Source organism: Nocardia sp. NPDC057668 (assembly GCF_042799795.1).
GTDB lineage: Bacteria > Actinomycetota > Actinomycetes > Mycobacteriales > Mycobacteriaceae > Nocardia.
In genome coordinates this window covers 2562855-2589708 of the sequence record NZ_JBHVIC010000001.1, presented here as the reverse complement: position 1 = coordinate 2589708, position 26854 = coordinate 2562855, and the positions used below count along the sequence as shown (strand labels likewise).

Genomic DNA, 26854 nt, shown 5'->3' with positions numbered 1-26854 from the left:
TTTTTTACCCATCCGCACCCGGGAATGGCGACGAACCTTCATCGCAGCTGCTTCCCGGCAGTCTCGACAAGAGGGTAATGACCAGAACTTAGCGACCTTGGAAGGCTGATCTGTGGTTCCCACCTCAGTAGTTCGTTCCGCGGTGACCATAGGTGTCGCCACCGAACGCGGCACCGTCCGTGCCGTGGCTCTCGCCGACACCGGTGACAAGTTGCCGGAGCGCGTCGTGCTGGAGCGGGTGGAGAAGATCCCCGGCGATACCAAGGCCGATCTGGCCGCCGCCGTCGAGCTGGTGCTCGAAGAGCTCGCGGGCAAGTTGGGCCCCGATCGCGAGATCGTCGGCGCGGCGGTGGCGTACCACGACGCCGCCGAGCGCCGCGCCATCGTCACCAAGCTGGCCGCCGGCCCGTGGCACGAGGCCTCGATGGTGTCGGCCAAGGCCGCGCACCTCGCGGTGGCCCGCGCCATGACCTGGGTGGACGAGTTCGAGGATCTCGCCATCTGCGAGGTCGTGCCCGGCGCGCAGACCTTCTCCCTCATCGATCCCGAGCGCAGCCGCGTGCGCGCCTCGGTCACGCTGAACGGCGGCGGCACCACCGAGGAGGCCATGCGCGCCGCGGTCACCGCGGCCTGGGATCAGTTCGACGCGGCCGGGGTCAAGCCGGACGCGGTGGTGCTGATCGGTTCCGCCGCAAGCGGTCCCGCGGTCGTCGGCGCGCTGGAGGCCGGCTTCGGCGCACCCGTGATTCCGTGCTCGGTCGCCACCGCGGCCCCCGCCATCGGCGCGGCGCTGTCCGCGCTGCCCGAGGTCGAATACGCCGGTGAGGCCGCCGAGCGGATCCGCCGGGCCCGGGGCACCGCCGCGCTCTTCGCGGCCGCGAGCGTGCTGGCCGGCGGTCTGGTCGTGGGCGGCGTCTACTCCGCGAGCAGCGGTTCCAAGACCGTGCCCGAACCCATGCTGGCCGATGCCCGGGTCACCACCGACGCGCAACCGGTCGATCACCACACCACCGCCCCGGTCGAAACCGCCCCGGTGGACACCGGTTCGGCGGGCGAGTTCGCGGACGCCCTGCCCACGGACGCCCTGCCCACGGACGCGCTGCCCGAGGGCGCGTTCGCGCCCACCGAGGCGCAGGCGCCGATGCCGATGCTGGAAGAGCCTGCCCCGGAACCGGATCCGGAGATCATCGTCATCGATCCGGCCACCCTGAACCTGGGCGGGGCGCTGGAATCCCCCGCGGATGCCCGCCCGTCGCGCCCGCTGGTGAAGTCGCAGCCCGAGCCCGAGACCGGCGCCAATTTCGACTCCATCATTCCCGCGCCGACGCATCCGGTCGGGTCGCCCACCGAGGGCGGCCTGTTCGCGGGCGAGATCGCGCCGCCGCCGGTGGGCACCGCCGAGTTCGCGAACTGGTGGGACGGGCACTGGCGCATGATGCTGCAGTGGGCCGCCCAGACCATGCCCCGCGTCTGAGGCACTGACAGCGCGGCCCGCGTTCGCGACGCGGGCCGTTCGCGGCGGAACCCGTTGCGCGGGAACCGGACTCTCGGCGCGTGCGGGGGCTGCACCGAGTTCGAGTAGTCCCGGCCCGGTGGGGGCCGGGACTTCTCTGTTCTCCGGGTGTCAGACGGACAGTTCGCGCCGCAGCTTGGCCACGTGGCCGGTGGCGCGCACGTTGTACTGCGCGACCTCGATCTTGCCGTCCGCGTCGATCAGGAACGTGGAGCGGATGACTCCGGTGACGGTCTTGCCGTACATGGTCTTCTCGCCGAAGGCGCCGTAGGCCTGCAGCACCTCTTTGTCCGGGTCCGACAGCAGGGGGAAGGTCAGTTCCTCGTTGTCGCGGAACTTGGCCAGCTTGGCGGGCTTGTCGGGCGAGATCCCGATGACCTCGAGCCCGGCGCCGTTCAGTTCGGCGAGGCTGTCGCGGAAATCGCAGGCCTGCTTGGTGCAGCCGGGCGTGCTGGCGGCCGGGTAGAAGTAGACGATCACCTTGCGGCCGCGGTAGTCGGCCAGGGACACCTCCTTGCCGTCGGCATCGGGAAGTGTGAAGGCGGGCGCGGTGTCGCCGGGACTGAGTCGGTGGTTCTCGGTCATGCCGCAACCGTAGTAGACGGGCGCGACGCGGTGTGAGCGATACACTCCACAGCACCGCTCGTAAGCGGGCGCGCAGCCGCAGTCCGGCAGCGCGCGGGGCCTCGAGACGACAGTGCCGCTGAGCGCGGCTTTCAGACAGGAGTGTGACGTGGCGAGAGATACCGAGGCGATCGAGCGGGAGATCGAGGCCGCGCGGAGCCGGCTCGCGAACACCCTCGACGAACTCGCGGTGCGGGCCGATCCGCAGCGGTTGGCCGACAACACCAAGCACGCGCTGATCGCGAAGGTGAACGAGCCCAAGATCAAGTACAGCCTCATCGGCGCGGGTGCGCTGGTCGTGACGCTGGTGCTGGTCAAGATCTTCCGCTGAGCCCGGTGTAGCGAAACCGGACGCAAGAGAAACCCCCGATGCCGACGGCACCGGGGGTTTCTCGTTGTCCGAGCTCGATCAGACCGTCGGGCAGGCGAATCCGTCGCCGTCCGGGTCCAGGTGCGGTCCGTAGCCGGGCTCGCCGCGGAAGAGCGGGGCGTGGCCGGCGTGGCGGGCCTCGTCGCAGTTCTTGTACGAGCCTCCGGCGGAACCGGTCTGGGCCAGATTGGCCGAACCGGTGGCGCCCGAGCCGGTATCGATGGTGGACGACCCGGTGCCGGAGGAACCCGTGGGCACATCGGCGAAGGCAACCCCCTGGGCTGCGAAGGTCGTCAGTCCCGCGACGCTGGCGGTGACGAGAAGCCGGCGAACGTTCATGTATTCCTCAATGTCGGCGCAATAGGTTGGTATAGGCCCGATTCGGCGCGGATTGCCACCGCTGCCGCAGGGTTGCGGCACGGTGGCCGGTACGGGTCCGGCGTCTACTGTTTCTGCGGACCGTTGCATTGTCAACCGGATGAGCTATTCATCCAGGTAAAAGCTACGGACCGACGCCCCCGCGAAGGTGTTCCGCGGGAAGGGGTCCCGTCCGTTCGCTCCGGAAATCGCTACTGCGGGTAATGATCTCCGGCCGCGCGTCTCGGACGAATTGCCCGTACTTTACGACACGTTCGGCGCCGCGGGTGTGTGCGCGCCGATACACCGACTTTAGTGTCCATGTCAACTAGTGCGGGATAGGATGAAAAGCATGGTCCGCTGGCTGAGCGACGAAGAACAGGCAACCTGGCAATCCTATATCCGGCTGCGGCAGCGCATGGATGCCGCGATCGCCGCCGGGCTGACCCGCGACGGCCTGTCCACCTCCGACTACGAGGTGCTCGTGGCGTTGTCCGCCGCGAGCGGGCAGCTGCGCGCCAAGGATCTGGGCGCGGAGATCTGCTGGGACAAGAGCAGGCTCTCCAAGCATCTGTCCCGCATGGCCGCGCGCGGGCTCATCGATCGCTGTCAGGCGGTCGACGACGCCCGCGGGCGCGAGGTGCGCCTGACCGAGGCCGGGCGCCGGGCGCTCGAGGCCGCCGCGCCCAATCATGTGGAATTGGTGCGGCGGCTGTTCATCGACGGGCTGGACGCGGGCGAGGCCGCCGCGCTGCGCTCGCTCGCGGACCGGGTGGTCGCCGAGGCCGAGCGTACCGACCTGGGCTAGCTCTCGTCCCGCGGGCGGTCGAACTGCGCGCGCTTCCAGTCGCCGAACGGCTCGTCGCGCTCGCGGACGGCCTCGCGGAAACCGGCGGTGGCCGAGCGCAATTGGAAGGCGTAGCCCTCCCTGGTGTGCCGGGAGATCCCGTCGAACACGGTGCTGATCATGCCGGAGTTGAGCACGCCCTGATTCAGCAGCGCGCTGTTGAGCGCCAGCTTCGCCATGATCAGCTGATTGATCGGCACCTGTGAGATGCGGTGCAGCAGATCCTCGGTGCGCTCGTCGAGCTCGTCCGGGGCGGGGGCCTCGATGGCCAGGCCCCACTCCGCGGCCTGCGCGCCGCTGAGGCTGTCGCCGGTGAACAGCAGGCGTTTGGCGCGCTGATCACCGACCCGGTGCGCCCACATGCCCGCGGCCGGAATGCCCCAGGTCCGGGTGGGCGGATAGCCGAACCGGGCATCCGCGGCGCAGATGATCTGATCGGCGTACAGCGCGATGTCGGTGCCGCCGGCGATGGCGAACCCGTGCACCTTGGCCACGGTCGGCTTGTTCGCGTGCAGCAGGCTGGCGAAGCCGCGGTTGAAGCGCGACATCATGGCGTAGTCCACCATGGGATCCCAAGTGCCCCACGGATTGTGATTGCGGGCCTGGACCACCGGGTCCAGGACGGTGCCCTCGGTGGGCTGCGCGCCCGGTGCGGGTTCCATGCCGTTCTCGGCGAAGATCGACAGGTCGTAGCCGCCGCAGAAGCCCTTGCCGCGCCCGCTCACCACGATGACGTGCACGCGCGGATCGAGATCGGCGCGTTCGACGGCGGTCGCCAGTTCGATCGGGGTGTCCGCGGTGATGGCGTTGCCGCGTTCGGGCCGGTTGAAGGTGATGCGGGCGATGCGGCCGGTCACCTCGTAGGTGAGGGTGCGGCCGGCGAATTCGCCGCCGGGTTCGGGGCGATCGGCGAAGAGCGAGGCGTCGCCGCCGGTCAGCTCATCGCGCCAGGCGGCGGGGCGGGTTCCCGCGTGGTTCTCGAAGTCGGGTGACACTCAAGCAGTGAACCCCCGTTCATTTCTTGCTGTCAAGGGTGCGGCTAGCTGAGCCACGGTGTGACGGGCGGTTTCACCCAGAGAATCTTCTCGTCGGCCTGTTCCCGGCGAGCCGCCGGATGCCCGGGATTGCGGGCCGCCCAGGAATCCTTCTCGGTGAGCAGGCGGGCCACCACCTGCCAGGTCTCGTCGGTACTCGGCGGATTCGCCTCGGCCGCGCGCGCTAGTTTGCGGCGTTCGGGCATGGGCATGGCGAGCAGTTCCGCTCCGGAGATGTCGCGGTGCCAGGTGTAGGCCGCCAGACGCCGGGCCTTGTCCATACGGCTGCTCGACGCGGAATCGGAATGGGCGAAGTCGTTCATGGGCTGCTCACAGGGTTGGGGATCGGGGGCAAGCCTAGTCCAGCGGGGTGACACCGATCTGCGGCAACTCCGGCCGCGGGCGCCCGGTCCGCGGTTACCGTTGGAGGATGCCGGATGCGACGGGTGCCGCTGACGTACTGACCATCGGGACGGCGACCGCCGCGGATTGGGCCGTGGTCCGCGAATGGGCGGCGGATGAGGGCTGGAATCCGGGCGAACGCGACATCACCGCCTTCTTCGCCCAGGATCCCGAGGGCTTCTTCCTGGGCCGCATCGACGGCGAGCCGGTGTCGGCGGTGTCGGTGGTCAACTACGGCACCGACTACGCCTTCCTGGGGTTCTATCTGGTGCGCCCGCGCTGGCGGGGGACCGGGCTGGGGCTGGCGACCTGGAAGGCCGGTATCGCGCACGCCGGATCGCGCACCATCGGGCTCGACGGCGTGCCGGACCGGCAGGGGGACTATCGCCGCAGCGGCTTCGAACTCGCCTATCGCAGCGCGCGATTCGTCGGCGTACCGCGCCTGCCCGGCGCCGACGGCACGGTGCGCCCGGCCACGGCCGCCGACACCGCCGCCCTGCACCGCTACGACTCCGGCTGCATGCCCGCCGACCGGCCGCGTTTTCTCGGCGCCTGGCTCGCCGAGCCCGGTCATCACACCGTTGTCCGCGAGCAGGGCGGGGTGCTGACCGGCTTCGGAACCGTCCGTCCCGCACGGGATTCCCTGCGGGTGGGGCCGCTGTTCGCCGATTCGGCCGAGGCGGCCGGGCAGCTGCTCGCCGGGCTCGGCGAGTTCGCCGCGGGCCGGCCGCTGGCGATCGACGTGCCGCTGACCAACGCGGCGGCCGTGGAGTTGGCCGAGTCTGCCGGGCTGACACCGAGTTTCGATACCGCGCGCATGTACACCGGGCCGGTGCGGGCGCATCGGCAGGATCGGGTGTTCGGGGCGACCAGTCTCGAACTGGGCTGACGTGAGGGGCTTTCCGAGCCGGGTCTGCGGGTTCGGCCGACGGGCGGGCGTTTCCGGGCCGAGCTCTCGAGTGAACGGCCTCGAACTCTGCTGCCGGCAGGGCCGGTGCTACAGGGGCCGAATCGATTCGGCCAGCCGGGCGGCCGCGGCCTGGTCGATGGGGGAGTCGGTGTCGCTGAGCCAGGTGAGCCACCAGCGCTGCTCGCCCGAGCGGACCACCGCGGTGTAGACCTCGGCGGTCGTGGCGCCGGAGTCGTCGAAATCGACCCGGTAGAAGCAGGATTTGCCGGTGGTGCCCCGGCCCGTCAGGTCGTGGCTCGACTCGTCGATCCGCTGCCCGGAATCGGGAAAGAAGAACTCGCCCATGCCGCCGCCGAGCGAGCAGGCCGCGCGGGCGTCATCGGATTCGGCCGCGGCGAACAGGGATTGGTCCAACCGGCCCAGCAGCACCATGCCGTCGGCGCCGTCGGTCCGGCGCAGTGCGGACTGACCGAAGACGAGTTCGCCGTCCTGCGGGGGGATCTCCTCCCAGCCCGCCGGGGAGACGAAGCTCATGCCCGCGGCGGCGCTGCTGATCCGGTCCGCCGCGCCGGTGTCCCGGGTGTCCCGCCACTGCCCGAGCGCGAGCACGCCCAGCGCGGCCACCGCGGCGATCAGCGCGGCGACGCATCCCAGCCCGATCCAGCGCGCGGCCCGCGGCGAGACGGTGGAGTCCGCGGTCGGCGCGCCGGAATCCGTGGCCTGAGCGGCGGAGTCCGTGGGCGGCACGGTGGGTTCCGGCGACCACTGCTGGTTGGGGTCCACCCGGCGACGCTAACAATCACGCCGAACCGGACAGGGCGGCTCGCCGCGCCGGGAGATCACGATCGGGCCACCCGAAATGTCGGAAATCTGCGGTTCCCGGTCTGGACCGGAGCCCGGGGGTAGCGTCACGCGACAGCGTTTCCGTGGAGTCGGCGACACCATTGGGAGAGTGCACATGGCAGGCAAGGTCATCGACATCGACGTCCCCGATCTGTCCGGCAGGCGCGCCGTAGTCACCGGGGCGAGCGACGGCATCGGCCTCGGGATCGCGGCCCGCCTGGCCGCCGCGGGTGCGGAAGTGCTGCTGCCGGTGCGCAATCCGCGCAAGGGCGAGGCGGCGCTCGCGAGCATTCGGGAGCGGACGCCGGACGCGCGGGTGTCCCTGCGCGAGCTGGACCTGTCCTCGCTCGACTCGGTGGCCGCGCTCGGCGCGACCCTGCGTGCGGAGGGCTCGCCGATTCACCTGCTGATCAACAACGCCGGCGTGATGACACCGCCCGAACGCCAGACCACGGCCGACGGTTTCGAACTGCAATTCGGCACCAACCACCTCGGCCACTTCGCCCTGGTGTCGCACCTGCTACCCCTGCTGCGGGCGGGCCGGGCCCGGGTGACCTCGCAGATCAGCGTCTCCGCGAACAGCAACGCCATCAACTGGGACGATCTGAACTGGGAGCGTTCCTACACCGGCTCGCACGCCTACTCCCAATCCAAGATCGCCCTGGGCCTGTTCGCCCTGGAACTCCAACGCCGCAGCGAGGCCGGCGACTGGGGCATCACCAGCAATCTCTCCCACCCCGGCGTGGCACCCACCAACCTCCTGGCGGCCCGCCCCGAGGTCGGCCGCGCCCGGGACACCCTGGGCGTCCGCGTGATCCGCTTCCTCTCGGCCCGCGGCATCCTCCTCGGCACGGTCGAGTCGGCCCAGCTCCCCGCCCTCTACGCCGCGACGTCCCCCGCCGCCCGCCCCGGCCTGTTCTACGGCCCGAGCGGCCCGGGCCACCTCGGCGGCCCACCCGCCGAACAAAAGCTCTACACCCGCCTCCGCGCCCCCGCCGACGCCACCCGGATCTGGACGATCTCCGAGACCCTGACCCACACCACCCTCGGCCCGGAATAGGTCCCGTCCGGAAATTCGGTGCCCTGCGGCTGCGATTCGCTTGGGATGGGGTGGCGGAGTGGGTGATTCGGAAACCGAGTGGGTGTGGTTCTGCTCACGTTCGGGGTGGCGGGCGGGATCGGGGGTATCTTGGCGACCCGCCGGGAGGGGAATGGGCCGGCATCGATTCGGCAACAAAAGAAGAAGGCCCCCGGCTGGTAGCCGGAGGCCTTCTGAAGTGCGCCATCAGGGACTTGAACCCCGAACCCGCTGATTAAGAGTCAGCTGCTCTGCCAATTGAGCTAATGGCGCATGCCCTGTGCTTCGTGGCCTCTCCCTCTCGGTGTTGGCCTCTCTGCGGTGCGGTAGAAACATTAACAGGCGATGCCGCCAAACATGAAATCGCCTGGTTGTTGGGGGTTTTTGCGTGGTTCGAAGATCTCGTCGAACGGTGTTAACGAAGTGCGGCCTCCAGGTGATGAACCGGTTGAACCCCGAGGGGGTGGGACGCGTTGTCGTTTGTCAGGTCGGTGGTGCCTGGCAGAATGACTTGCAGGCGTGATCTCGACCGAAACCCCGCGGGCGTGGTGGGTCGAACACGTGTGGTCGGGGCCGAATCCTCGGTGTCCAGCTGCGCACCGAGACGTGAAGTGGGGTTGCAATGAGTATTGGTCAGGGTCGGCTCCGGTCGAGCCGGCGCCGTTCGACGTGGCTGGGCTCGACAGCGGTGCTGTCCGTGCTCGCCCTCGCCCTGGTGGGCTGTTCGTCGAGCACATCCGATTCCTCTTCGGTCGCAATCGATTCCAACCCCATCAGTGAACTCGTCAAGCCGAAGCTGATCGCGCCGGTCAAGGATGGGCAGAAGGGCTTCTCGCCCGCCGACCCGCTGGTGCTCAAGGTCGAGGACGGCAAGCTCAGCTCGGTCGCGCTGACCAACCCCGAGGGCCGCGCGGTCGCCGGTGAGATGGCCGCGGACGGCCGCTCCTGGAAGCTGACCGAACAGCTGGGCTTCGCGCGCACCTACACCCTCAAGGTCGAAGCCATCGGCCTGGGCGGTGCGAGCAGCACCTCGCTGAGCTTCGCCACCATCTCCCCGAACAATCGCACCCACCCCTACCTGCTGCCCGGTGAGAACGAAGTGGTCGGCATCGGCCAGCCGGTCGCCATCCAGTTCGACGAGAACATCCCGGACCGCAAGGCCGCCCAGGCCGCCATCAAGATCACGACAACCCCCGCGGTCGAGGGCGCGTTCTACTGGGTGAACAACCGCGAAGTCCGTTGGCGGCCCGAGCATTTCTGGGCCCCGGGCACCAAGGTCGATGTGGCCGTGCAGGTGTACGGCCGCGACCTGGGCAACGGCCTGGTGGGCGACACCGACATCAACTCCAGCTTCACCATCGGCGACGCCACGGTCTTCACCGCCGACGACGACACCAAGCAGGTGACGGTCGAGAAGAACGGCCAGGTCGTGCGCACCATGCCGACCTCGATGGGCAAGAACAGCACGCCCACCGACAACGGGATCTACATCGTCGCCGACCGGCACGACAAGATCATCATGGATTCCTCGACCTACGGCGTCGCGGTCAACTCACCCGACGGGTACAAGACGCCGGTGGACTGGGCGACCCGAATCTCCTACTCCGGCATCTTCTTCCACTCCGCGCCGTGGTCGGTCGGGGCGCAGGGTTCGTCGAACACCAGCCACGGCTGCCTGAACCTGAGCCCGGAGAACGCGCGCTGGGTGTACGACAACGCCAAGCGCGGCGACATCACCATCGTCAAGAACACCGTGGGCGGGACGCTCTCGGGCGTGGACGGCCTGGGTGACTGGAACATCCCGTGGGCGCAGTGGAAGGCCGGCAACGCCGACGATAACCGCTGACCCGAAGACACGAAAGGGGCGCCGACCGAAGTCGGCGCCCCTTTCTCATGCTCGAGGTGCGTTGCGAACCCGTCGGGGGTTCGGCGTCAGAATCCGTCGCCGGGCTTCTTGTCGAGGCTGCCGCAGCCGAAGCTGGTCTCGCCGAGCACCGTCCATGCACTGCCGGTGACCGCGCAGAGCGTGTCGAACGGGCCGAAGAGCAGCTTGTCGAGGTTGGGCAGGCCGAACGAGCCGGTGCCGGTGGAACCGGTGGTGGCCAGGCCACCCGAGGTGCCGGTGTTGATGTCGTCGGACGAGCCGCCGGAACCGGGGGCGATCGTCTGCATGGGATCGTCGTTCTTCTTCTTTTCGGCGACCGAGTTCGGCACCTCGGAGAGGACGATATCCGCGCTGGCGGCGGGGGCCGCGACCATGATGGCCGCGGTGGCTAGCAATGTGGAGACGGCGGAACGATTCACGTGGTGGATCTCTCTGGTCGAGCATTGGTAAACGGGGGCCCCGACGCCGCCCGTGTGTCGCCCAGCAGTTTACGAAGATCGAGTGTTCCGCGCCACAAATTCCGATACAGTGCCACATCCGTCACAGCGAAGCGTTATGCCCGAACCCTCGCCGCGGGGTGAATCCGGGCCACCGCGCGCACCGGAGCGCCGTCCGCACCCGGGATATGCAGCGGAAACAGTGACGCTTCGACCGTGTCACCGGCCTCCTGCGCCGCCAGCACCTCCGCGAGGTTCGTGAGGTTCTCCGCGATCACCGCGTGTGCCCGGCACAGCGCCAGGGGCGCGGGAATGTCGTGCGCGGGGGTCGGGTCCACGCTGAGCGCGTCGATCCCGACGGTCCGGATTCCGGCGTCGACCAGATACCGCGCCGCCCGCACGCTGAGAAACGGATGCGCGAGATACTCGTCCGTCCCCCAGAACCGGGACCACCCGGTACAGATCAGCACGATCTGCCCCGCCGCGACCCGCCCTTCGAACACCTCCGCCCCGATGGCCGCCCGCGCCCCGAACTCGCGCGCGTCGATAACCACCGCCGCCCCCGCGAACCGTTCCAACGGCACCTCGTCCAGGGCGGGCAGCCCGTCGTCGATATGCCGGGGCGCGTCGACATGGGTCCCGCTCTGCGACCCCATATGCACCCCCAGCACGTTGACCCCGGCCCCCGCCACCGTCAACGCCGCCTCGATCACCACCTCCGGGTCCCCGGGATAAACGGGCATGCCACTGCGCAGGGGAACCGACATATCAATGAGCCGCACCCCGCCAGCCTCGCGAACGTTCCCGGTGTGCCGCAACAGGCGCGCCCACGACCTGGCGAAAGTGCCCGATTGCCGGTGATATCAGGCGGCTGAATCGCTATCATTGATAGCAAATGCGAGGAGCTGATATCAGATGAAGAGTGTCGTGGTCCGGAACCTATCCGAAGAAGTGCATCGCGCCATCAAGCAGCGCGCGGCCGCGCACGGACGCAGTGCCGAAGCCGAGCTGCGGCAGATCATCACCGATGCCGTGCTACCTCCCGGCCGCATCAAGCTCGGTTCACTCCTGGTCGATATCGGACGGGAAGTCGAGCTGACCGATGCGGAACACGCGGTCTTCGACAACCGGGACCGCACCCCGGCCGAGCCCCTGGAGTTCGAGTAGTGATCATCCTGGACACCAATGTCATCAGCGAACCCCTGCGTAAGGCTCCGGACCCGCGCGTCATCGCCTGGATCGACGCCCAGGCCGTCGAGACGCTCTACCTGACCGCCGTCACGGTCGGCGAATTGCGTTACGGTGCTGCGGTATTGCCGGATGGGCGTCGTCGTGAAGTGCTGCACGAACAACTCGAGAACCACCTGCTTCCCCTGTTCGCCGGGCGAATCCTGCCCTACGATCTGGCCGCGACCCGCCGCTACGCGCGCCTTATGGCGGCCGCCCGGGCCACGGGCTCCGCCATCGCGACGGCGGACGGCATGATCGCCGCCATCGCCGATGCCGCGGACTTCAGCATCGCCACCCGCGATACCGCGCCCTTCGTCGCGGCGGGGATTTCTGTCGTAGACCCCTGGGAGGATTCGCGGCACACGTAACGGAGATGGAGGGCAGTGCGGTGGTCGGTGTCGAGCGGAACGTCGAGAACTCGGGAATCGTGTTGAGCACGGAGGCTTTCGGGGACGCGGGGAACCCGGCCATCGTGCTGCTGCACGGGGCGGGGGACTCCATGCTGGCGTGGGACGAGGAGTTCATCGAGCGGTTGGTCGCCGGCGGACGGTTCGTAATCCGCTACGACGCCCGGGATTCGGGCCGGTCCTCCACCTTCGAGGTGGGTGCGCCGCCGCACGGGCTGGCCGACGTCATCGCGGACACGGTCGCGGTGCTGGACGCCTACGGCCTCGAGCGGGCGACGTTGTACGGGATGTCGGGTGGCTCGGCGCTGGCGCAGCTGGTGGCGCTGGCGCATCCGGAACGGGTTGCGGCACTGGTGCTTTCCTCCGGAACTCCCGGCGGGCCCGGGCACGAAGCCACCGACCTGCCGGGCATGACCCCCGAGCTGGCCGCCTTCTTCGGTGGCGAGATGCCCGAGCCCGACTGGTCCGATCAGGCCGCGGTGGTCGACTATCTCGTCGCCTCCGAGCGTCCGTTCGCCGCGACGAGCCGCCCCTTCGACGAAGCCGCCCGCCGCGCCCAGGCCGCCCGCGTCGTGGCCCGCGCGTCGAATATCGCCGCCCAGCTGACCAACCCGTTCCTCATGGACGCCGGCCCGGCCTGGCGCGATCGCCTGGCCACCGTCACCGCCCCGACCCTGGTCCTGCACGGCGACGAGGACCCGCTGTTCCCGCTCGCGCACGGGAAGGCCCTCGCCGCCGCCATTCCCGGCGCGCGCTTCCACATCCTGGCCCGGACCGGCCACGAGATGCCCCCGCGTGACGAGTGGGACGCGATCGTCCCGCAGATCCTGGCGCTGACCCCCTAGCTCACCGGCGTACCGTCCGCGACCGGCTGATCGTTCTCGGCCGGTGCGCGGCCGACCGGTTGCCTACGCAACATGGAATGTCCGCGCCCGTAGGCGAAGTAGACCACCATGCCCAGCGCCATCCAGATCACGAACCGCAGCCAGGTCTCGATCGAGAGGTTGAGCATCAGCCACAGGCAGGCGACTGCGGCCAGGATCGGGATCAGGGGGACCAGGGGGACGCGGAAGCCGCGGGGCAGGTCGGGGCGGGTGCGGCGCAGGATCGGCACGCCCACCGCGACCATGACGAAGGCGACCAGGGTGCCGATGTTCACCATTTCCTCGAGCGTGCCGAAGTCCACGAAGCCGGCCAGCAGCGCGCAGACGACGCCGACCAGCACGGTCAGCCGGACCGGGGTGCCGTGTTCGCCGGTGCGGGCCAGCGAGCGGGGGAGCAGCCCGTCCCGGGACATGGCGAACAGGATGCGCGTCTGCCCGAGGTACATGACCATGACGACGGTGGACAGGCCCGCGATCGCGCCGATGGAGATGATGTTCTTCACCCAGGTGTCGCCGTGGATCGCGAAAGCCGTTGCCAGGGTTGCATTCTCGCCCTGCAACTCGGTGTAGGACACCATGCCGGTCAGGATCAGCGAGACCGCGACGTAGAGCACGGTCACGATGGCCAGTGAACCGAACAGCCCGCGCGGCACGTCACGCTGCGGATTGCGCGTCTCCTCGGCGGTGGTCGCCACCACGTCGAAGCCGACGAAGGCGAAGAACACCAGGCTCGCCGCGGACAGCAGCCCGAACCAGCCGAACGCCGTGCCGCCGGATCCGGTGAGCCAGGCGAACAGCGACTGCCGCACGCCTTCGGCATGCTCGGACGGCTGCGGCGGCGGAATGTAGGGCGAGAGATTCGAGGCCTTGAAATAGGTCGCGCCGACCACCAGCACCAGCGCGATGACGCCCAGTTTGATCGCGACCGCCACCGCCGAAACCCGGGACGACAGTTTGGTTCCCGTGGCCAGCAGCGTGCCGACGATCGTGATGATCGCCACCGCGCCCCAGTCGAACCGCAGCGATCCGAGCTCGACCGTCACCTGATGACCGAGCAACTCGCCGAGGTATTGCGACCACCCCTTGGCCACCACCGACACCGCCAGGGCGAATTCCAGGATGAGATCCCAGCCGATGATCCAGGCGATCACCTCGCCGAAGGTGGCGTACGCGTAGGTGTACGCGCTGCCCGCCACCGGCACCGTCGAGGCGAACTCGGCGTAGCACAGCGCCGTCAGCCCGCAGGCGATCGCCGCGAAGACGAAGGCCAGCGAGACCGCGGGCCCGGCCACCGTGCCCGCCGTCCGCGCGGTGAGCGTGAAGATGCCCGCGCCGATGACCACGGCCACACCGAAGATGGTGAGGTCGCGGGCCGTCAGGTCCTTGCGGAGCTTGGAATCCGGGTCGTCGGTGTCCCGGATCGACTGTTCGACCGATTTCGTGCGGAACATGCCGCTGGTGATCGCCACGTGCTGTCTCCTCCTCGAAACTTCTTGCGCCGCGGTCAGTTCGATCGCGGGATGGCGTCCAGGCGGCGCTCGGCGAACCGGTTCGCGGCCGCGCCGGCGCCGATGCCCGCGCCGCGCGCGACGGTGATGATGTCGCGGCAGCGGTCGTAGATGCGGGCGACGTCGGCCTCCACGACCGAGGCCGGGGCGGAACGCAATTCGCCCTCGACCTGGATCAGCCCCCCGGCGTTGGCCACGAAATCGGGGACCCAGGTGATGCCGCGCTCACCGAGCGCGTGCTCCACCACCGGATGGGCGAGCTGGTTGTTGGCCGCCCCGCACACGAGTTTCGCCTCCAGTGCCGCGGCACTGTCCTCGGTGAGCGTGCCGCCCAGGGCGCACGGCGCATAGATGTCCACCGGAGCGGCGGCGACCGAGCCCAACAGCCGGACGGCCGGGTGCCGTTGCGAAATGCGCTGCAGGGCTGCCTCGTTCACGTCGCTCACGCAGACCTCCGCCCCATCGGCGAGCAGCAGTTCGACGAGTTCGCCACCGACCTTGCCCGCACCCTCCACGCCTACGGTCCGGTTGGCCAGCGCGGGCGTACCCCACACGGCCTCGGCCCCGGCGCGCATGGAGTGGAAGACCCCGAGCGCGGTGAGCCGGGCGCTGTCGCCGGAACCGCCCGCGGCCACACTGCGGCCGGTGACGTGCGCGGTGTGCCGGCCGATCACATCGAGATCGCCGGTGTTCGTGCCGACATCGCCCGCGGTGATGTAGCGCCCGCCCAGGGTGTCCACGAAGCGGGCGTATGCGCCCAGCAGCGCTTCGGTTTTCGCGAGCGCGGGATCGCCGATGATGACGGCCTTGCCGCCGCCCAGGTTCACCCCGGCGGCCGCCGCCTTGTACGTCATGCCCCACGACAGCCGCAGCACGTCCTGCAGCGCGGCGGATTCGTCGGCGTACGGGTAGAACCGGGTGCCGCCGAGGGCGGGACCGAGCGCGGTGGAATGAATGGCGATGATCGCCTTTAGCCCGGTGCGGTCGTCCTCGCAGAACACCACCTGCTCGTGGCTGCGCGGGCTCAGCTCGTGCGAGCGGGCGAAAACCCCTGCGTCGGTGTGCATTGCGGTCACGGGTGCTTCCTCTCTGGATGCCCTGCCCGAGGCGGCCTGGTGGGCCGTACGGGGCGGGGCGCTGGTCGCCGCTGGTGGCGGCGCTGGGCCGGGGTCGGCCGGGGCGGTGGCGTGTCGGGGCATGGCCGGGTGGTGGGCGCGACCTGTTCCGCCGCGCCGCCGTGCCGGGTGATTCCTCATTTACGTTGCGGTGCAAACTGTTTCGGTCGAGCTGCTGTTCGCGGCTGCGGCCATGCGCACTCCACCGGGGCGTGAGCACCGCCGACGTTGCGCCCAGGGCAGTCGATTCGGGCCGTGCCCGATGGCCGGCGCGCACGGGCGGCTCGCGCCGTTGCCCGGATCGCCCGGTCGCCCCTCATGCGACCGGGTGACCCGGACCCCGGACGAGCCGGAGCCGGATCAGTAGTCGATGCCGAGCTCCCGCAGTCCGGAGCGGTAGAGCTCGACGTTGCCGAGCTTGATGTCCTCGTACCCGCGCACGACGTCGTGCAGCGCGGCGGCCCGGACTGCGGTGTCGTAGCCGGTGGCGCTCAGTTCTGCCGCTAGCCGGCCCACCATGCCGGTGTAGTGGGACAGCAGCTCGCGCTCCACTTTTCGCACGTGGGCGTACCCGAACGGATCCAGTTTCGTGCCGCGCAACGCCCTGCCCGTGGCGAGCAGCCGCAGCGCCACATGGGATTTCGGGCCGAGCCCGATCTTCTTCTTGCGACCGAGCGCCCGCAGGACGGGCGGATGCAGCTTGTACGTGAGCTTTTCGCCCCCGGGTACCTGCGCCCGAACCTCGGCCAGGAACGCCGGATCCACGAGCAGGCGCGCAACTTCGTACTCGTCCTTGTACGCGGTGAACTTGAACAGCCCGCGCGCCACGGCGGCGCTGAAGTCGGTGCGGTCGGTGATCGCGCGTTCGGCCGACCAGGCCAGCTGCACGGTCTCGAGGTAGCGACGGGCGACCTTCACGTTCTGATAGCCGATCAGTTCGGCGGCGCGGCGTTCCACGAGCTCGCGCACCTCGCCCTCGAAGTCGGTGCCCGCCAGCAGGTCCGCGGGCACGACCGGTGTGGTGACCCGCGGTCGAGCCGCGTCCACCGCGGCCGCGAACGCGGCCGGATCCGCGATGGCCGCCCGCCCCCAGCGGAAGGCGGCGACGTTCGCCGCGACCGCGACGCCGTTGATCCCGATCGCCTCCTCGATGGCCGCGGCGGGCAGGCGCAGTCCGCCGGTCTGCACGGCCGCGCCGACCATCAGGAAGTTCGCCGCCGCCGTGTTCCCGAACAGCCGCTCGGCGGCCGCCAGCGCGTCGAAGTGATGTAGCGAGCGCGACACGGTCGCCAGTCGATCCAGCAGCTCGGCGATCGGCGGATGCTCGATCGACCTGTCGTACACCATGTCTCCGGTCGGTGTCAGGCTCGTCGAGGCCACCACGATGGTGCCCGCCGGATTCCCGTACCCGAGGTAGCGGCGGTCGGCGGCGGTCAGCAGATCGATGGCGAGCACGCAGTCCGCGCTGCCGGGGGTGAGCCGGTTGGACGGCTCCAGCCGGCCGGTCGCGAACCGCAGGTGCGACACCACGGGACCGGCCTTCTGGCTCAACCCGATCTGGTCCAGGCTCTCGACTTCGTAGCCGGCGCGCAGCGCGGCCGTGGCCAGAACCTGGTTCACCGTCACGATGCCGGTGCCGCCGATGCCGGCGAGCAGCACGTTCTGCGTGCCGATCGGTGCGCCGAGCCCGGGATCCGCCACCTCGGGCGGTTCGGCGGTTGTGCGAACGGAACCCTTGCGGCCCTTCTTGTCCGGGGTCACCTCGACGGTGACGAAGGACGGGCAGTCGCCGTCCAGACAGCTGTAGTCGGTGTTGCAGGAGGTCTGGTCGATGCGGGTCTTGTCGCCGAACTCGGTTTCGACCGGTTGCACCGACAGGCAATTGGACTTGGTCCCGCAGTCGCCGCAGCCTTCGCACACCGCCTGGTTGATCACCACGCGGGTGTCGCGGGTGGGCAGGGTGCCGCGCTTGCGCTGACGCCGTGCGTCGGCGGCGCAGTGCTGGTCGTAGATGATCACGGTGACGCCGGGGACCTCGCGCAGCAGCCGCTGCGCCTCGTCGAGCCGGTCGCGATGCCACAGCAGCGTGCCCTTGGCCAGCGCCCGCCGGTTGTGCCGCTGGGGTTCGTCGGCGCAGATGATGATGCGGCGTACGCCCTCGGTGCTGAGCTTGTGCGTCAGGCCCGCGACGGTGAGCCCGCCCTCCACGTCCTGCGCCCCGGTCATGGCGACCACTTCGTTCCACAGCACCTTGTAGGTGATGTTCACCCCCGCCGCCACGCACGCCTGCACCGCCAGCTGCCCGGAGTGGAAGAAGGTGCCGTCGCCGATGTTCTGGAACAGGTGCGGCACATCGGTGAACGGGGCCTGCCCGATCCACTGGCTGCCCTCGCCGCCCATCTGGGTCAGGCCGGTGACCGCGCTGTCGCCGCGCCCGGACATGGTGACCAGGGTGTGGCAGCCGATCCCGCCGCCGCCGATCGACCCCTCGGGCAGCGCGGTCGAGCGATTGTGCGGGCAGCCGCTGCAGAAGTACGGCTTGCGTTCGGCGGAGAGCACCTCCAGTGAAAGCGGCGGCGGCGCTGCCTTTTTCAGTTCGACGCGGCCGCGCAGCACGCGCCGCAGCGGCCCGAGCAACCGGCCGGGGGTCAGTTCGCCGTCGGACGGCATCAGCGTCGCACCGCGCTCGTCCCGCTTGCCGATGATGCGCGGCGGCGCGACCGTGCCGTAGAGGATCTCGCGCATCTGGGTTTCGATGAACGCGGTCTTGTCCTCCACCACGACGATCTCTTCCAGGCCCCGGGCGAACTCGGTGACGTGTTGCGCGCCCAGTGGATACGGCATGCCGATGCGCAGCAGTCGAATTCCCGCGCGATGCAGGGCGGTTTCGTCCACGCCCAGGTCGAGCAGGGCCTGGCGCACGGCATCGAAAGTGGTTCCGGTGGCCGCGATCCCGAGCCGCGCGGCGGGCGGATCCACCTCGATCACGTCGAGGGTGTTCGCCGCCCCGAAGGCGCGCACCACATCCCAGCGCGGACCGTACAGATCCGCCTCGGCCAGCACGCTGTCGGTCGGGGCCGCCATCGGCCGCTGCCGGTAGCGGAAAGGCCTTCCCTCCCACAGCACTTCGGGCACCGTCACCGTCAGATCGGCCACCGAGCCGTCCACCGTCCACGCGCCGTCCGCGACATCGGCCACGATCTTCATGGCCACCACGCAGCCCGAGGCCCGCGACAGCGCGACCCCCCGCATGCCCATGGTGATGATCTCTTCGGCGTTGCGCGGGAACAACACCGGCACGCCCATGGCCGCCAGCGACCGCTCGCTGACCGCCGGCACCGTGGAGGATTTCGAGGCCGGATCGTCACCGACCAGCAGCAGCACCCCGCCGCGGGCGTTGACCCCGTACATGTTCGCGTGCCGGATGGCATCGGTGGCGCGGTCCACGCCCGGGCCCTTGCCGTACCAGACCCCGACGACCCCGTCATGGGTCGCATTGCCGGCCGGGAGATCGGCCTGACTGCCCCAGACCGCCGTGGCGGCCAGTTCCTCGTTGAAGCCGGGCACGAAGGTGATGTCGTGCTCGGTGAGCACGGTCGGCATGCCCAGCAGCATCTTGTCGACCCCGCCGAGCGGACTGCCCTGGTAGCCGGAGACGAAGGTCGCGACCCGGCGCCCGGCGCGCATGTCGCGCACGTGCTGTTCGACCAGCAGTCTGGCGATGGCCTGAACGCCGGTGAGCAGGACCGGGCCCGAGCCCGAGCGATAGCGGTCGGCCAACTCGTACGGCGCGGTGGTCCGCGGTAGCGAGGACGGGCAGGCAACGCTGGTCATGAACTGTCACCACACTTCCCACGGCCCAGGTCGTGAACCGCGAACGAAGGTACGTAAAGCAATCGGTGCAGCGAAACTTGCCGGGAAGGGTTTCAGATGTCAACAGTTGGTCGAAAAACTGATCAGACTGCTCAAAAGTGATCTACGGCACTCGAATGGGAGCGGCATTCTGCTCGAGCGCGGAGAGATCCGGATCACATCAGGCGGAACCGGGGTTCCGGGTCGAATGCTCGACCAGCGGCAGGGCGCGGTATTCGATCGGCGTGGCCAGGGCCAGCATGGTTTCGGTGTGTTTGACGCCCCCGATGGTGTGCACCTGCTGCATGATCGCCAGCAGATCCTGTTGCGACCGGGCGGCTATGCGCACCAGCAGATCCGCGCGGCCGGTGGTGGCGTGCACCTCGAGGACGTTCGGAAACGCCCGCAGCGCTTCGACGATCGCGTCCATCCTGTTCTGGTCGAGTTCGACGCCCACGTACGCGTGCACCGCGAAGCCGAGCGCCTGCAGATCCACATTCGGCGGATAACCGCGCACGGCCCCACTGGATTCCAGCCGTTTCATCCGGGCCTGCACGGTATTGCGGGCGACCCCTAGTCGGGACGCCAATTCCAGGATCGGAGTGCGCGGGTCGCGCGCCAATTCCGCCAGCAGCGCGGAATCCAGTGCGTCGATCTTGATGGTCATGCCGCATTCTGGCACAGCGAATCGGGCGGGAAATCAGGCTGCGCCGTGCGCTCGCTCGAATTGTTCGGCGATGCGAACCAGCAGGTCGGCGGGGTCCGCGGGCGGCGCCTGCCGCCGCCACACGGCCCGGAATTTGCGGGTCAGGGCCGCGTCGGCGACCGGGATGCCGACCAGTGCGCCGCTGCGCAGATCGGGTTCGGCGATCAGCCTGCTCAGGATGGCCGGGGCCAGGCCGCTGCGCGCGGTGGCCAGGATCGCGGCGGCCGAGCCCAATTCGGCTGCGGGACGGGCGGGTTCGGCCTGGGCCGCGAGCAGTTCCCAGACGGTGTCGCGCGTGCCCGAGCCCGGTTCGCGCCACAGCAGGGCGGTGCGGGCCAGTTCGGCCACGGTCACCGAACTGCGGCGTGTCCAGCCGTGCCCGGGCGCGACCACGACCACGAGTTCGTCCCCGCCGAGCACCCGGCTGACCAGTTCCGCCGGGGCGTGCGGGCCCTCGACGAAGCCGATGTCGGCCTGCGCGTGGCTCACCCAGTCCTGGACCTGCCGGGAATTGCCGACCTCGAGGGCGACGGTCACCTCCGGCCGCGCGGTGCGCAGCGCGGTGAGCCACTGGGACATGCGGTGGTCGGCAATGGTTTTCGAGGCCGCGATGCGCAGGCTCGGCTGGTCGGCGGTGCGCAGGGCGGCCACGCCCGCGGCGAAGGTGTGCGCCGCCGCCAGCAGCGGTCGCGCGTACGCGACGACCGCGCGCCCCGGTTCGGTGAGGCTGGACCCGGTCGGCCCGCGCTCGAGCAACCGCAGGCGCAGCCGACGTTCCAGCGCGGTGACGCGCATGCTCGCGGCGGGCTGGGTGATGCCGTGCCGGCGCGCGGCGGCGCCGAGACTGCCCAGTTCGGCGACCGAGGCGAGCAGGTCGAGCACCTCCAGGTCGGGCGTTCCCGGGGGCAGGGTCATAAGGCTGAATTATGCGGGCAGGCCGTCGCCCGCGCCCGCCCGGCCCATAAGCCGCCCTTATGAGGTGCGCACCGTTCGGCGGCTACCGCGCCCGGTCCGGCACGCGCATCGTTGACGGTGCCCCGACCTGCTCGACGGGGCATTCATTCGAGGGAGGCTTTCATGACTTTCGTCATCGGCGCGGATTGCGTCGACGTACTGGACCGCGCCTGCGTGGAGGAATGCCCCATCGACTGCATCTACGTCGGCGGCCGCATGGCCTACATCCAGCCCGACGAATGCATCGACTGCAACGCGTGCGAACCCGCCTGCCCGGTGGAAGCCATCTACTACGAAGACGATATGCCCGACGGCCAAGACGATTTCATCACCGAGAACGCCCGCTTCTTCACCGAGACCCTGCCGGGCCGCCCAGAGCCCCTCGGCTCGCCGGGCGGCGCCGCGAGAATCGGTGTGGTGGGCGCGGATACGGAGTACATCGCGAGTTACCAGCCGTAAGCCAGAGAGTCCGGAGAACAGCGAAGGCCCCGATCCACTGGATCGGGGCCTTCGCTTCGGGTGACCGACGGGACTCGAACCCGCGACAGCCAGGATCACAACCTGGTGCTCTACCAACTGAACTACGGTCACCATTGCCGGTTGTTTCCGGCGCGATAGATCGTAGCGCGATCCGGCGCCGACTACCTAATCGGCTGGTTGGGCGGTATTTTCGGTCTGTTTCCGGTCGTTCAGCTCGGCGGCGACGGCGGCGATCTCGGCGGTCGACGGGCCGGGAGCGGGGACGAACGCGGTGCGGCGGTAGTACCGGAGTTCCTTGATGGATTCCTGGATGTCGGCCAGCGCGCGGTGGGCCAGGCCCTTCTCCGGCTGGCCGAAGTAGATGCGGGGGTACCAGCGGCGGGTCAGCTCCTTGATCGAGCTGACATCGATCATCCGGTAGTGCAGGTGCGCGTCCAGGATCGGCATGTCGCGAGCCAGGAAACCGCGGTCGGTGGCAATGGAATTGCCCGCCAGCGGCACGGTGCGCGGGGTGGGGACGTACTGCTTGATGTAGTCCATGATCTGCTGCTCGGCCTCGGCCAGGGTGACCGTGGAGCGGCGGACCTCTTCGGTGAGCCCGGAACGCGCGTGCATCTCCACCACCACCGGCGGCATGGCCGCGAGCGCGGCGTCGTCGGCGTGGATCACGATGTCCACACCCTCGCCGAGGATATTGAGGTCACTGTCGGTCACGAGTGCGGCGACCTCGATCAGCTTGTCGCTGTCCAGGCGTAGGCCGGTCATCTCGCAATCTATCCACACCACTTTGTCTGACACCTGGGAAAGGGTAGTCGTTTCGCCGTCGCCGACCCCCGCGCCCGGCCGCGTCGGCCCACTCTTGCCGCGCGACCGGGCATTATCTTTGCCAGCGAGCCGCGAGAACCAGGCGGTCGGCATGTTGGTTGGGCAGTTCTTCAGAGCAGTCGCAGTTGGCAGAGCAGACGGAGGGAAGCGCGATGACCACCCCGCAGGAGAAGGCAGCGGCGGCACGAAAGGCCGCCGAGGACGCGGCGCGGCTCGCTGCCGAGGCGGCGAAGGCGGCCGACGCCGCCGAACAGGAGGCCGCGGCCCAGGAGGCCGCCGACAAGGCCGCCGCGGCGCCGGCGCAGACCGAGGCGAAACCGGACGCGAGCAAGGCGGACGCCGCCGCTGACAGCGCCGCCGACGCCGACACCGCCGCCGCGCAGACCATCGCGGCGGGCTACGCCTTCGAGGGCCTGGCGCTCGAGCTCGGTACGGTCATCGTGAACGGGGCGGTGCACCCCGACGCGCGCGTGCGCATCCCCATGAAAACCATGAACCGCCACGGCCTCATCGCGGGCGCGACCGGCACCGGTAAGACCAAGACCGTGCAGGGCATCGCCGAACAGCTGTCCGCGGCCGGGGTGCCGGTGGTGGTGGCCGACATCAAGGGGGACCTGTCGGGTCTGGCGCAGCCGGGCCAGGAGAACGACAAGATCCGCACGCGCGCACAGGAAACCGGTGATCCGGACTGGAAGCCGACGGGCTACCCGTGCGAATTCGTCTCCCTCGGCACCGAGGGCATCGGGGTGCCGATCCGCGCCACCATCACCTCGTTCGGCCCGATTCTGCTGTCGAAGGTGCTGGGGCTCAACGAAACCCAGGAATCCACCCTCGGGCTGATCTTCCACTGGTCCGATCAGAACGGCTTCGCGCTGCTGGATCTGAAGGATCTGCGCGCGGTCATCCAATTTCTGACCAGTCCCGAGGGCAAGGAAGAACTCAAGGGCATCGGCGGCGTCTCGGCGACCACGGCCGGCGTCATCCTGCGCGCGCTGGTGAATCTCGAGGCCGACGGCGGCGACACGTTCTTCGGTGAACCCGAACTGGATCCGGCCGACCTGCTGCGGGTGGCCGGCGGGCAGGGCGTCATCACCCTGTTCGAACTCGGCGCCCAGGCCGCGCGCCCGCAGATGTTCTCGACCTTCCTCATGTGGGTGCTGGCCGACCTGTTCCAGACGCTGCCGGAAATCGGCGACATGGACAAACCGAAGCTGGTCTTCATCTTCGACGAGGCGCATCTGCTGTTCACCGGGGCGTCCAAGGCGTTCCTGCAGCAGGTGGAGCAGACGGTCAAGCTCATCCGCTCCAAGGGTGTCGGCGTCTTCTTCTGCACCCAGCTGCCCACCGACATCCCGAATCCGGTGCTCTCGCAACTGGGCGCCCGCATCCAGCACGCGTTGCGGGCCTTCACCCCCGAGGACCAGGCGGCGCTGTCCAAGACGGTGCGCACCTACCCCAAGACCGCCGTCTACGATCTCGAAAAGGCGCTCACCTCCTTGGGAATCGGTGAGGCCGTGGTGACCGTGCTCTCGGAGAAGGGCGCGCCGACCCCGGTGGCGTGGGCGCGCATGCAGCCGCCGCGCTCGCTCATGGACACGATCGGCGACGACGGAATCCGTTCCCGCGCACAGCAGTCCACGCTGTACGGCAAGTACGGGCAGACCATCGACCGCGAATCGGCCTACGAGATCCTGACCGAGAAGCTGGCCGCGGCGGCCGCGGCGGCTCCGGAAGCGCCCCCCGCGCGCGGCCGGGCCAAGGCCGAACCGGTCGACGAGTCCGTGGCCGAGAAGATTCTGAACAACTCCGCGTTCAAGAGCTTTCTGCGCTCGGCGAGCACGGTCGCGGGCCGGGAGATCAGTCGCAGCATCTTCGGCACCCGCAAACGCTGAATCTTCGGCACCCGCGAGCACCGAATTCTCGGTGCCCGCGAGCGCTGACCGGCCGGGAGTCGGTTGCGGCGGCGATCGGACTGTGCCGCAAACGATTCGGGATGCGCTGTCGCACGGGCGCGGCCCGTGTCAGCGCTCCGGCCGACCCGCTCACCCCACGTCGCGGGCGAGCAGATCCGCGATGGTCTCCCGGCGCACCAGTTCCCGGCTCTGCCCGTCGTTGACGGCGACGATGGGCGGTCGGCCGACGCCGTTGTAGCTGGAGGCCAGGCTGTGGTGGTACGCGCCGGTGCACGGCACGGCCAGCACCTCGCCCGGGCGCAGATCCGCGGGCAGGCGGATGTCGGTGGCGAGGATGTCCCCCGCCTCGCAGTAGCGGCCCGCGATGGTCGCGGTCATCTGCGGGCCGGTGGGATGCCGGTTCGCCACCACGGCCTCGTAGTGCGCCCCGTACAGCGCGACGCGGGGGTTGTCGCTCATGCCGCCGTCCACCGTCACGAAGGTGCGGCCCTCGATGTGCTTGATCGACAGCACGCGGTAGAGCGTCACCCCGGCGCGGGCGACGATCGCGCGGCCCGGCTCCAGCGCGATCTTCGGGCGCGGGAAGCCGTGCCGGGCGCAGGCCGCGTCCAGGCCGTCGTCGATGATGTCGGCCAGTTCGGCCAGATTCATCTCGGCGTCCCCGCTGCGGTACGCGACCGCGTGCCCGCCGCCGAGATCGAGATCGCCCAGTGTGATGCCGAAAGCCGCTTGGATGCGCGCCATTTCGCCGATCATCCGGCGCACGGCCTCGCCGTAGTGGAAGGGGTCGTAGATCTGCGATCCGATATGGCAGTGCAGACCGATCAGATCCAGATTGGATTGGCGCGCAATGCGTTCCACGGCCTCGGCCACCAGATCGCTGCCGATGGGGAAGCCGAACTTCTGATCGGTGACACCGGTGCGGACCGCCGGGTGCCCGTGCACGTCGATGTCGGGGGAGATGCGCAGCAACACCTGCTGCGGGCGGGTGGCCAGCGCGGCCAGCAGTGGAATCTCGGTGAGCGAGTCGATCACGATGCGGCCCACGCCGCAGTTGACGGCGGTCTCGAGTTCGGCGAAGGGTTTGCCGTTGCCGTGCAGGATGATTCGGCGCGGATCGGTCCAGGAGGACAGCGCGGTGGTGAGTTCGCCCGCCGAGCACACGTCCAGGGATAGGCCCTCATCGCCTATCCATTCCGCGACCGTGCGGGTGAGCAGCGCCTTGCCGGCGTAGATGATCTCGGCGTCCGGGAAGGCCCGGCGATAGGCGCGGCAGCGTTCGCGCACCTCGCCCTCGTCGAGCACGTAGGTGGGGGTGCCGTACTGATCGGCGATGTCCGCCAGGGCCACGCCGCCGACGGTGATGCGGCCGTCCGGGTCGTAGTGCGTTTCGCGCGGCCACACCGCCGGATCCAGGCGGGGCAGCATGCCTCCCGACCGCAGCGACGGGAAGATGTCGAGCAGCGTCACGGTGTCTCCTGTGTCGTCCCCGTCGTTCGGTGGGCGGGGCCTGACTCCAGGACTACGCCGGTGCGGGCCGCGCGCGGCACCCGACTACGCGGCCTTTACGAGTGCGCGGCCGATCTTGACGGAAACCGGTCGGCGGACATCCGGCGAGAGGTTCGCCGGACATGAAACGGCCCGATCCAGCGGGCTCAGCGCCTGCGGATCGGGCCGTGGAAGTCGTGCGGGGTGGGGTCAGCCGCCGAGCTTCTTGTAGGCGGCCCCCGCGACAACAGACGTGATCGAGCGGGGGCCGAACTGGCCGGCCAGGCTCATGCCCTTGCTGATCAGGCCCGGGACCACGCGCATCTTGTTGCGGGCCAGGGCGTCGATGGTGATCTTGGCGGTGTGTGCGGCGGTGACCCAGATGAACTCGGGGATCTTGCTGCCGACCTCGTCCTGATCCGGGTTGTCGGTGCGCACCGGGCCGGGGGCCAGCAGCGTGACGTGCACGCCGTGTTCCTTCATCTCCCCGCGCAGCGATTCGGCGAAGGTGTTGGTGAACGCCTTGGACGCGGCGTAGGTGGCGTTGTTCGGGATCGGCATGTTGCCCGCCGCCGACCCGGTGACCAGGATGCCGCCGCTGCGCCGCTCGATCATGTTCGGCAGCACCGCGAGGGTCAGGTCCTGCACGGCGACGGCGTTGAGCTCCATGATGTCGCGCTCGTAGTCCAGGTCCAGCTTGGCCAGCGGGCCGAAGGTCGCCACGCCCGCGTTGTTGCACAGGATGGCGATGTCGCGGCTCGCCAGCTCCTTGGCCAGCGGCGCGCGCTGCTCGCGGTTGGACAGGTCCACCGCCCGAACCTCGGCGACGATCCCGTACTTCTTGGTCAGCTTCTCCGCCAGCGCGGTCAGCAGCTCCTCCCGCCGGGCCACGAGAATCAGCGAGTACCCGCGCGAGGCGAGCTCCTCGGCGAGGGCGACCCCGATCCCGGACGAGGACCCGGTGACGACGGCACGATTTTCAGCGGTAGGCGCAGGCAAGCTCACGAGGGCGAAGCCTACCCATAGATACCCCGCGCGCGGAGAGCGAGTGCGAAGCGAATTCGCCCCGTGCGCGGTAGGCGGTCCATCCTCGCACCGCTGCGGGCACGAGCCGACCCGGACAGTCCGGTGACGTCGCGGCGCGCCCGGCCGTGGGCTACGGCCGCATCCGAGCAGTCGATGAACGCAGCGC

The 26854-nt window shown here is 69.5% G+C and carries 26 protein-coding genes and 2 tRNA genes; 11 read left to right on the top strand and 17 right to left on the bottom strand.

All coding sequences use genetic code 11. The features are described 5' to 3' along the window. Nucleotides 1-142 precede the first annotated feature (142 nt). Nucleotides 143-1474, top strand: a complete 1332-nt coding sequence (locus ACFVBH_RS11910) for a hypothetical protein (protein WP_354989319.1) — start codon at nucleotides 143-145, stop codon at nucleotides 1472-1474. Between the two features lie 150 nt (nucleotides 1475-1624). Here ACFVBH_RS11910 and bcp read toward each other — a convergent pair whose 3' ends face one another. Further along, nucleotides 1625-2098 (bottom strand): thioredoxin-dependent thiol peroxidase, encoded by a 474-nt coding sequence (gene bcp, locus ACFVBH_RS11905; protein ID WP_379001306.1) that lies wholly within the window; start codon nucleotides 2096-2098, stop codon nucleotides 1625-1627. A gap of 148 nt (nucleotides 2099-2246) precedes the next feature. On the opposite strand from bcp, the gene ACFVBH_RS11900 reads away from it, so the two are divergent. Further along, nucleotides 2247-2468 (top strand): DUF3618 domain-containing protein, encoded by a 222-nt coding sequence (locus ACFVBH_RS11900; protein ID WP_354989321.1) that lies wholly within the window; start codon nucleotides 2247-2249, stop codon nucleotides 2466-2468. Nucleotides 2469-2546: 78 nt separating this feature from the next. On the opposite strand, the gene ACFVBH_RS11895 is transcribed toward ACFVBH_RS11900, so the two are convergent. After that, entirely contained in the window at nucleotides 2547-2846 is a 300-nt protein-coding gene (locus tag ACFVBH_RS11895; RefSeq protein ID WP_354989322.1) for an excalibur calcium-binding domain-containing protein, read from the bottom strand. 370 nt (nucleotides 2847-3216) lie between these two features. Between ACFVBH_RS11895 and ACFVBH_RS11890 the strand changes: the two genes are divergently transcribed. Continuing rightward, entirely contained in the window at nucleotides 3217-3672 is a 456-nt protein-coding gene (locus tag ACFVBH_RS11890) for a MarR family winged helix-turn-helix transcriptional regulator (RefSeq protein ID WP_354989323.1), read from the top strand. Here ACFVBH_RS11890 and ACFVBH_RS11885 read toward each other — a convergent pair. Beyond that, complete coding sequence (locus ACFVBH_RS11885; RefSeq protein ID WP_354989324.1) at nucleotides 3669-4706, bottom strand: crotonase/enoyl-CoA hydratase family protein; 1038 nt, start codon at nucleotides 4704-4706, stop codon at nucleotides 3669-3671. The two genes, ACFVBH_RS11890 and ACFVBH_RS11885, sit on opposite strands and share 4 nt — an antisense overlap. A gap of 44 nt (nucleotides 4707-4750) precedes the next feature. Then, complete coding sequence (locus ACFVBH_RS11880) at nucleotides 4751-5068, bottom strand: hypothetical protein (RefSeq protein ID WP_354989325.1); 318 nt, start codon at nucleotides 5066-5068, stop codon at nucleotides 4751-4753. A 107-nt stretch (nucleotides 5069-5175) separates the two neighbouring features. On the opposite strand from ACFVBH_RS11880, the gene ACFVBH_RS11875 reads away from it, so the two are divergent. After that, nucleotides 5176-6036 (top strand): GNAT family N-acetyltransferase, encoded by an 861-nt coding sequence (locus tag ACFVBH_RS11875; protein WP_379001305.1) that lies wholly within the window; start codon nucleotides 5176-5178, stop codon nucleotides 6034-6036. 108 nt (nucleotides 6037-6144) lie between these two features. Here ACFVBH_RS11875 and ACFVBH_RS11870 read toward each other — a convergent pair whose 3' ends face one another. Next, nucleotides 6145-6840 (bottom strand): APA family fibronectin-binding glycoprotein, encoded by a 696-nt coding sequence (locus tag ACFVBH_RS11870; protein ID WP_379001304.1) that lies wholly within the window; start codon nucleotides 6838-6840, stop codon nucleotides 6145-6147. Between the two features lie 175 nt (nucleotides 6841-7015). Between ACFVBH_RS11870 and ACFVBH_RS11865 the strand changes: the two genes are divergently transcribed. Further along, nucleotides 7016-7960, top strand: coding sequence for an SDR family oxidoreductase (locus tag ACFVBH_RS11865; RefSeq protein WP_379001303.1), 945 nt, complete (start codon nucleotides 7016-7018; stop codon nucleotides 7958-7960). A gap of 218 nt (nucleotides 7961-8178) precedes the next feature. Here the strand turns inward: ACFVBH_RS11865 and ACFVBH_RS11860 are convergent. After that, a tRNA-Lys gene (locus ACFVBH_RS11860) sits at nucleotides 8179-8251 on the bottom strand. A 349-nt stretch (nucleotides 8252-8600) separates the two neighbouring features. Here ACFVBH_RS11860 and ACFVBH_RS11855 point away from each other — a divergent pair. Then, nucleotides 8601-9824: an Ig-like domain-containing protein gene (locus ACFVBH_RS11855; protein ID WP_354989329.1), complete on the top strand. Its 1224-nt coding sequence runs from the start codon at nucleotides 8601-8603 to the stop codon at nucleotides 9822-9824. Nucleotides 9825-9910: 86 nt separating this feature from the next. On the opposite strand, the gene ACFVBH_RS11850 is transcribed toward ACFVBH_RS11855, so the two are convergent. Together ACFVBH_RS11850 and ACFVBH_RS11845 are read right to left on the bottom strand one after the other, a co-directional pair. Next, nucleotides 9911-10282, bottom strand: a complete 372-nt coding sequence (locus ACFVBH_RS11850) for a hypothetical protein (protein ID WP_379001302.1) — start codon at nucleotides 10280-10282, stop codon at nucleotides 9911-9913. 134 nt (nucleotides 10283-10416) lie between these two features. Further along, complete coding sequence (locus ACFVBH_RS11845; protein WP_379001301.1) at nucleotides 10417-11082, bottom strand: cyclase family protein; 666 nt, start codon at nucleotides 11080-11082, stop codon at nucleotides 10417-10419. A 133-nt stretch (nucleotides 11083-11215) separates the two neighbouring features. On the opposite strand from ACFVBH_RS11845, the gene ACFVBH_RS11840 reads away from it, so the two are divergent. From ACFVBH_RS11840 to ACFVBH_RS11830, 3 genes are read left to right on the top strand one after another with little or no spacing between them, the layout of a single operon-like run. After that, nucleotides 11216-11467: an Arc family DNA-binding protein gene (locus ACFVBH_RS11840; protein WP_379001300.1), complete on the top strand. Its 252-nt coding sequence runs from the start codon at nucleotides 11216-11218 to the stop codon at nucleotides 11465-11467. Next, nucleotides 11467-11898 (top strand): type II toxin-antitoxin system VapC family toxin, encoded by a 432-nt coding sequence (locus ACFVBH_RS11835; protein ID WP_379001299.1) that lies wholly within the window; start codon nucleotides 11467-11469, stop codon nucleotides 11896-11898. Before ACFVBH_RS11840 ends, ACFVBH_RS11835 begins: the two co-directional genes overlap by 1 nt. 5 nt (nucleotides 11899-11903) lie before the next feature. Then, on the top strand, nucleotides 11904-12782 hold the full coding sequence (locus tag ACFVBH_RS11830) for an alpha/beta fold hydrolase (RefSeq protein ID WP_379001298.1): 879 nt from the start codon (nucleotides 11904-11906) through the stop codon (nucleotides 12780-12782). Here ACFVBH_RS11830 and ACFVBH_RS11825 read toward each other — a convergent pair. The 5 genes from ACFVBH_RS11825 to ACFVBH_RS11805 all read right to left on the bottom strand — a co-directional run bounded on the left by ACFVBH_RS11825 (nucleotide 12779) and on the right by ACFVBH_RS11805 (nucleotide 20917). Further along, nucleotides 12779-14272, bottom strand: coding sequence for an amino acid permease (locus ACFVBH_RS11825; RefSeq protein ID WP_379001715.1), 1494 nt, complete (start codon nucleotides 14270-14272; stop codon nucleotides 12779-12781). The genes ACFVBH_RS11830 and ACFVBH_RS11825 overlap by 4 nt on opposite strands. Before the next feature lie 53 nt (nucleotides 14273-14325). Further along, nucleotides 14326-15396 carry a Glu/Leu/Phe/Val dehydrogenase gene (locus tag ACFVBH_RS11820; RefSeq protein WP_379001713.1) on the bottom strand — a complete coding sequence of 357 codons (1071 nt, stop codon included), beginning with the start codon at nucleotides 15394-15396 and terminating at the stop codon, nucleotides 14326-14328. 408 nt (nucleotides 15397-15804) lie between these two features. Continuing rightward, entirely contained in the window at nucleotides 15805-19278 is a 3474-nt protein-coding gene (locus tag ACFVBH_RS11815; protein WP_379001297.1) for an indolepyruvate ferredoxin oxidoreductase family protein, read from the bottom strand. 199 nt (nucleotides 19279-19477) lie between these two features. Continuing rightward, nucleotides 19478-19963, bottom strand: coding sequence for an Lrp/AsnC family transcriptional regulator (locus ACFVBH_RS11810; protein ID WP_379001296.1), 486 nt, complete (start codon nucleotides 19961-19963; stop codon nucleotides 19478-19480). A 33-nt stretch (nucleotides 19964-19996) separates the two neighbouring features. Further along, nucleotides 19997-20917, bottom strand: a complete 921-nt coding sequence (locus ACFVBH_RS11805; RefSeq protein WP_354989334.1) for a LysR family transcriptional regulator — start codon at nucleotides 20915-20917, stop codon at nucleotides 19997-19999. Nucleotides 20918-21079: 162 nt separating this feature from the next. On the opposite strand from ACFVBH_RS11805, the gene fdxA reads away from it, so the two are divergent. Then, on the top strand, nucleotides 21080-21415 hold the full coding sequence (gene fdxA, locus ACFVBH_RS11800; RefSeq protein ID WP_354989335.1) for a ferredoxin: 336 nt from the start codon (nucleotides 21080-21082) through the stop codon (nucleotides 21413-21415). A 59-nt stretch (nucleotides 21416-21474) separates the two neighbouring features. On the opposite strand, the gene ACFVBH_RS11795 is transcribed toward fdxA, so the two are convergent. Together ACFVBH_RS11795 and orn are read right to left on the bottom strand one after the other, a co-directional pair. Beyond that, nucleotides 21475-21547: transfer RNA gene (locus ACFVBH_RS11795), tRNA-His, on the bottom strand. Nucleotides 21548-21601: 54 nt separating this feature from the next. Continuing rightward, on the bottom strand, nucleotides 21602-22234 hold the full coding sequence (orn, locus tag ACFVBH_RS11790; protein WP_354986598.1) for an oligoribonuclease: 633 nt from the start codon (nucleotides 22232-22234) through the stop codon (nucleotides 21602-21604). A 179-nt stretch (nucleotides 22235-22413) separates the two neighbouring features. Between orn and ACFVBH_RS11785 the strand changes: the two genes are divergently transcribed. Next, nucleotides 22414-24153, top strand: coding sequence for a helicase HerA-like domain-containing protein (locus tag ACFVBH_RS11785; RefSeq protein WP_379001295.1), 1740 nt, complete (start codon nucleotides 22414-22416; stop codon nucleotides 24151-24153). Nucleotides 24154-24303: 150 nt separating this feature from the next. Here ACFVBH_RS11785 and lysA read toward each other — a convergent pair whose 3' ends face one another. Beyond that, a complete protein-coding gene (gene lysA / locus ACFVBH_RS11780) occupies nucleotides 24304-25644 on the bottom strand; it encodes a diaminopimelate decarboxylase (RefSeq protein WP_379001294.1) in 1341 nt (446 codons plus the stop codon). 228 nt (nucleotides 25645-25872) lie between these two features. After that, nucleotides 25873-26667 carry a mycolate reductase gene (gene cmrA, locus ACFVBH_RS11775; protein ID WP_379001293.1) on the bottom strand — a complete coding sequence of 265 codons (795 nt, stop codon included), beginning with the start codon at nucleotides 26665-26667 and terminating at the stop codon, nucleotides 25873-25875. Nucleotides 26668-26854 lie beyond the last annotated feature (187 nt).

What these genes read in the sequence shown, in the direction of transcription:
- bcp (WP_379001306.1), bottom strand. Translation starts at nt 2,098, where the DNA reads ATGACCGAGAACCACCGACTCAGTCCCGGCGACACCGCGCCCGCCTTC.
- ACFVBH_RS11895 (WP_354989322.1), bottom strand. Translation starts at nt 2,846, where the DNA reads ATGAACGTTCGCCGGCTTCTCGTCACCGCCAGCGTCGCGGGACTGACG.
- ACFVBH_RS11890 (WP_354989323.1), top strand. Translation starts at nt 3,217, where the DNA reads ATGGTCCGCTGGCTGAGCGACGAAGAACAGGCAACCTGGCAATCCTAT.
- ACFVBH_RS11880 (WP_354989325.1), bottom strand. Translation starts at nt 5,068, where the DNA reads ATGAACGACTTCGCCCATTCCGATTCCGCGTCGAGCAGCCGTATGGAC.
- ACFVBH_RS11875 (WP_379001305.1), top strand. Translation starts at nt 5,176, where the DNA reads ATGCCGGATGCGACGGGTGCCGCTGACGTACTGACCATCGGGACGGCG.
- ACFVBH_RS11865 (WP_379001303.1), top strand. Translation starts at nt 7,016, where the DNA reads ATGGCAGGCAAGGTCATCGACATCGACGTCCCCGATCTGTCCGGCAGG.
- ACFVBH_RS11855 (WP_354989329.1), top strand. Translation starts at nt 8,601, where the DNA reads ATGAGTATTGGTCAGGGTCGGCTCCGGTCGAGCCGGCGCCGTTCGACG.
- ACFVBH_RS11840 (WP_379001300.1), top strand. Translation starts at nt 11,216, where the DNA reads ATGAAGAGTGTCGTGGTCCGGAACCTATCCGAAGAAGTGCATCGCGCC.
- ACFVBH_RS11830 (WP_379001298.1), top strand. Translation starts at nt 11,904, where the DNA reads ATGGAGGGCAGTGCGGTGGTCGGTGTCGAGCGGAACGTCGAGAACTCG.
- ACFVBH_RS11825 (WP_379001715.1), bottom strand. Translation starts at nt 14,272, where the DNA reads ATGTTCCGCACGAAATCGGTCGAACAGTCGATCCGGGACACCGACGAC.
- ACFVBH_RS11820 (WP_379001713.1), bottom strand. Translation starts at nt 15,396, where the DNA reads ATGCACACCGACGCAGGGGTTTTCGCCCGCTCGCACGAGCTGAGCCCG.
- ACFVBH_RS11815 (WP_379001297.1), bottom strand. Translation starts at nt 19,278, where the DNA reads ATGACCAGCGTTGCCTGCCCGTCCTCGCTACCGCGGACCACCGCGCCG.
- ACFVBH_RS11810 (WP_379001296.1), bottom strand. Translation starts at nt 19,963, where the DNA reads ATGACCATCAAGATCGACGCACTGGATTCCGCGCTGCTGGCGGAATTG.
- ACFVBH_RS11805 (WP_354989334.1), bottom strand. Translation starts at nt 20,917, where the DNA reads ATGACCCTGCCCCCGGGAACGCCCGACCTGGAGGTGCTCGACCTGCTC.
- fdxA (WP_354989335.1), top strand. Translation starts at nt 21,080, where the DNA reads ATGACTTTCGTCATCGGCGCGGATTGCGTCGACGTACTGGACCGCGCC.
- ACFVBH_RS11785 (WP_379001295.1), top strand. Translation starts at nt 22,414, where the DNA reads ATGACCACCCCGCAGGAGAAGGCAGCGGCGGCACGAAAGGCCGCCGAG.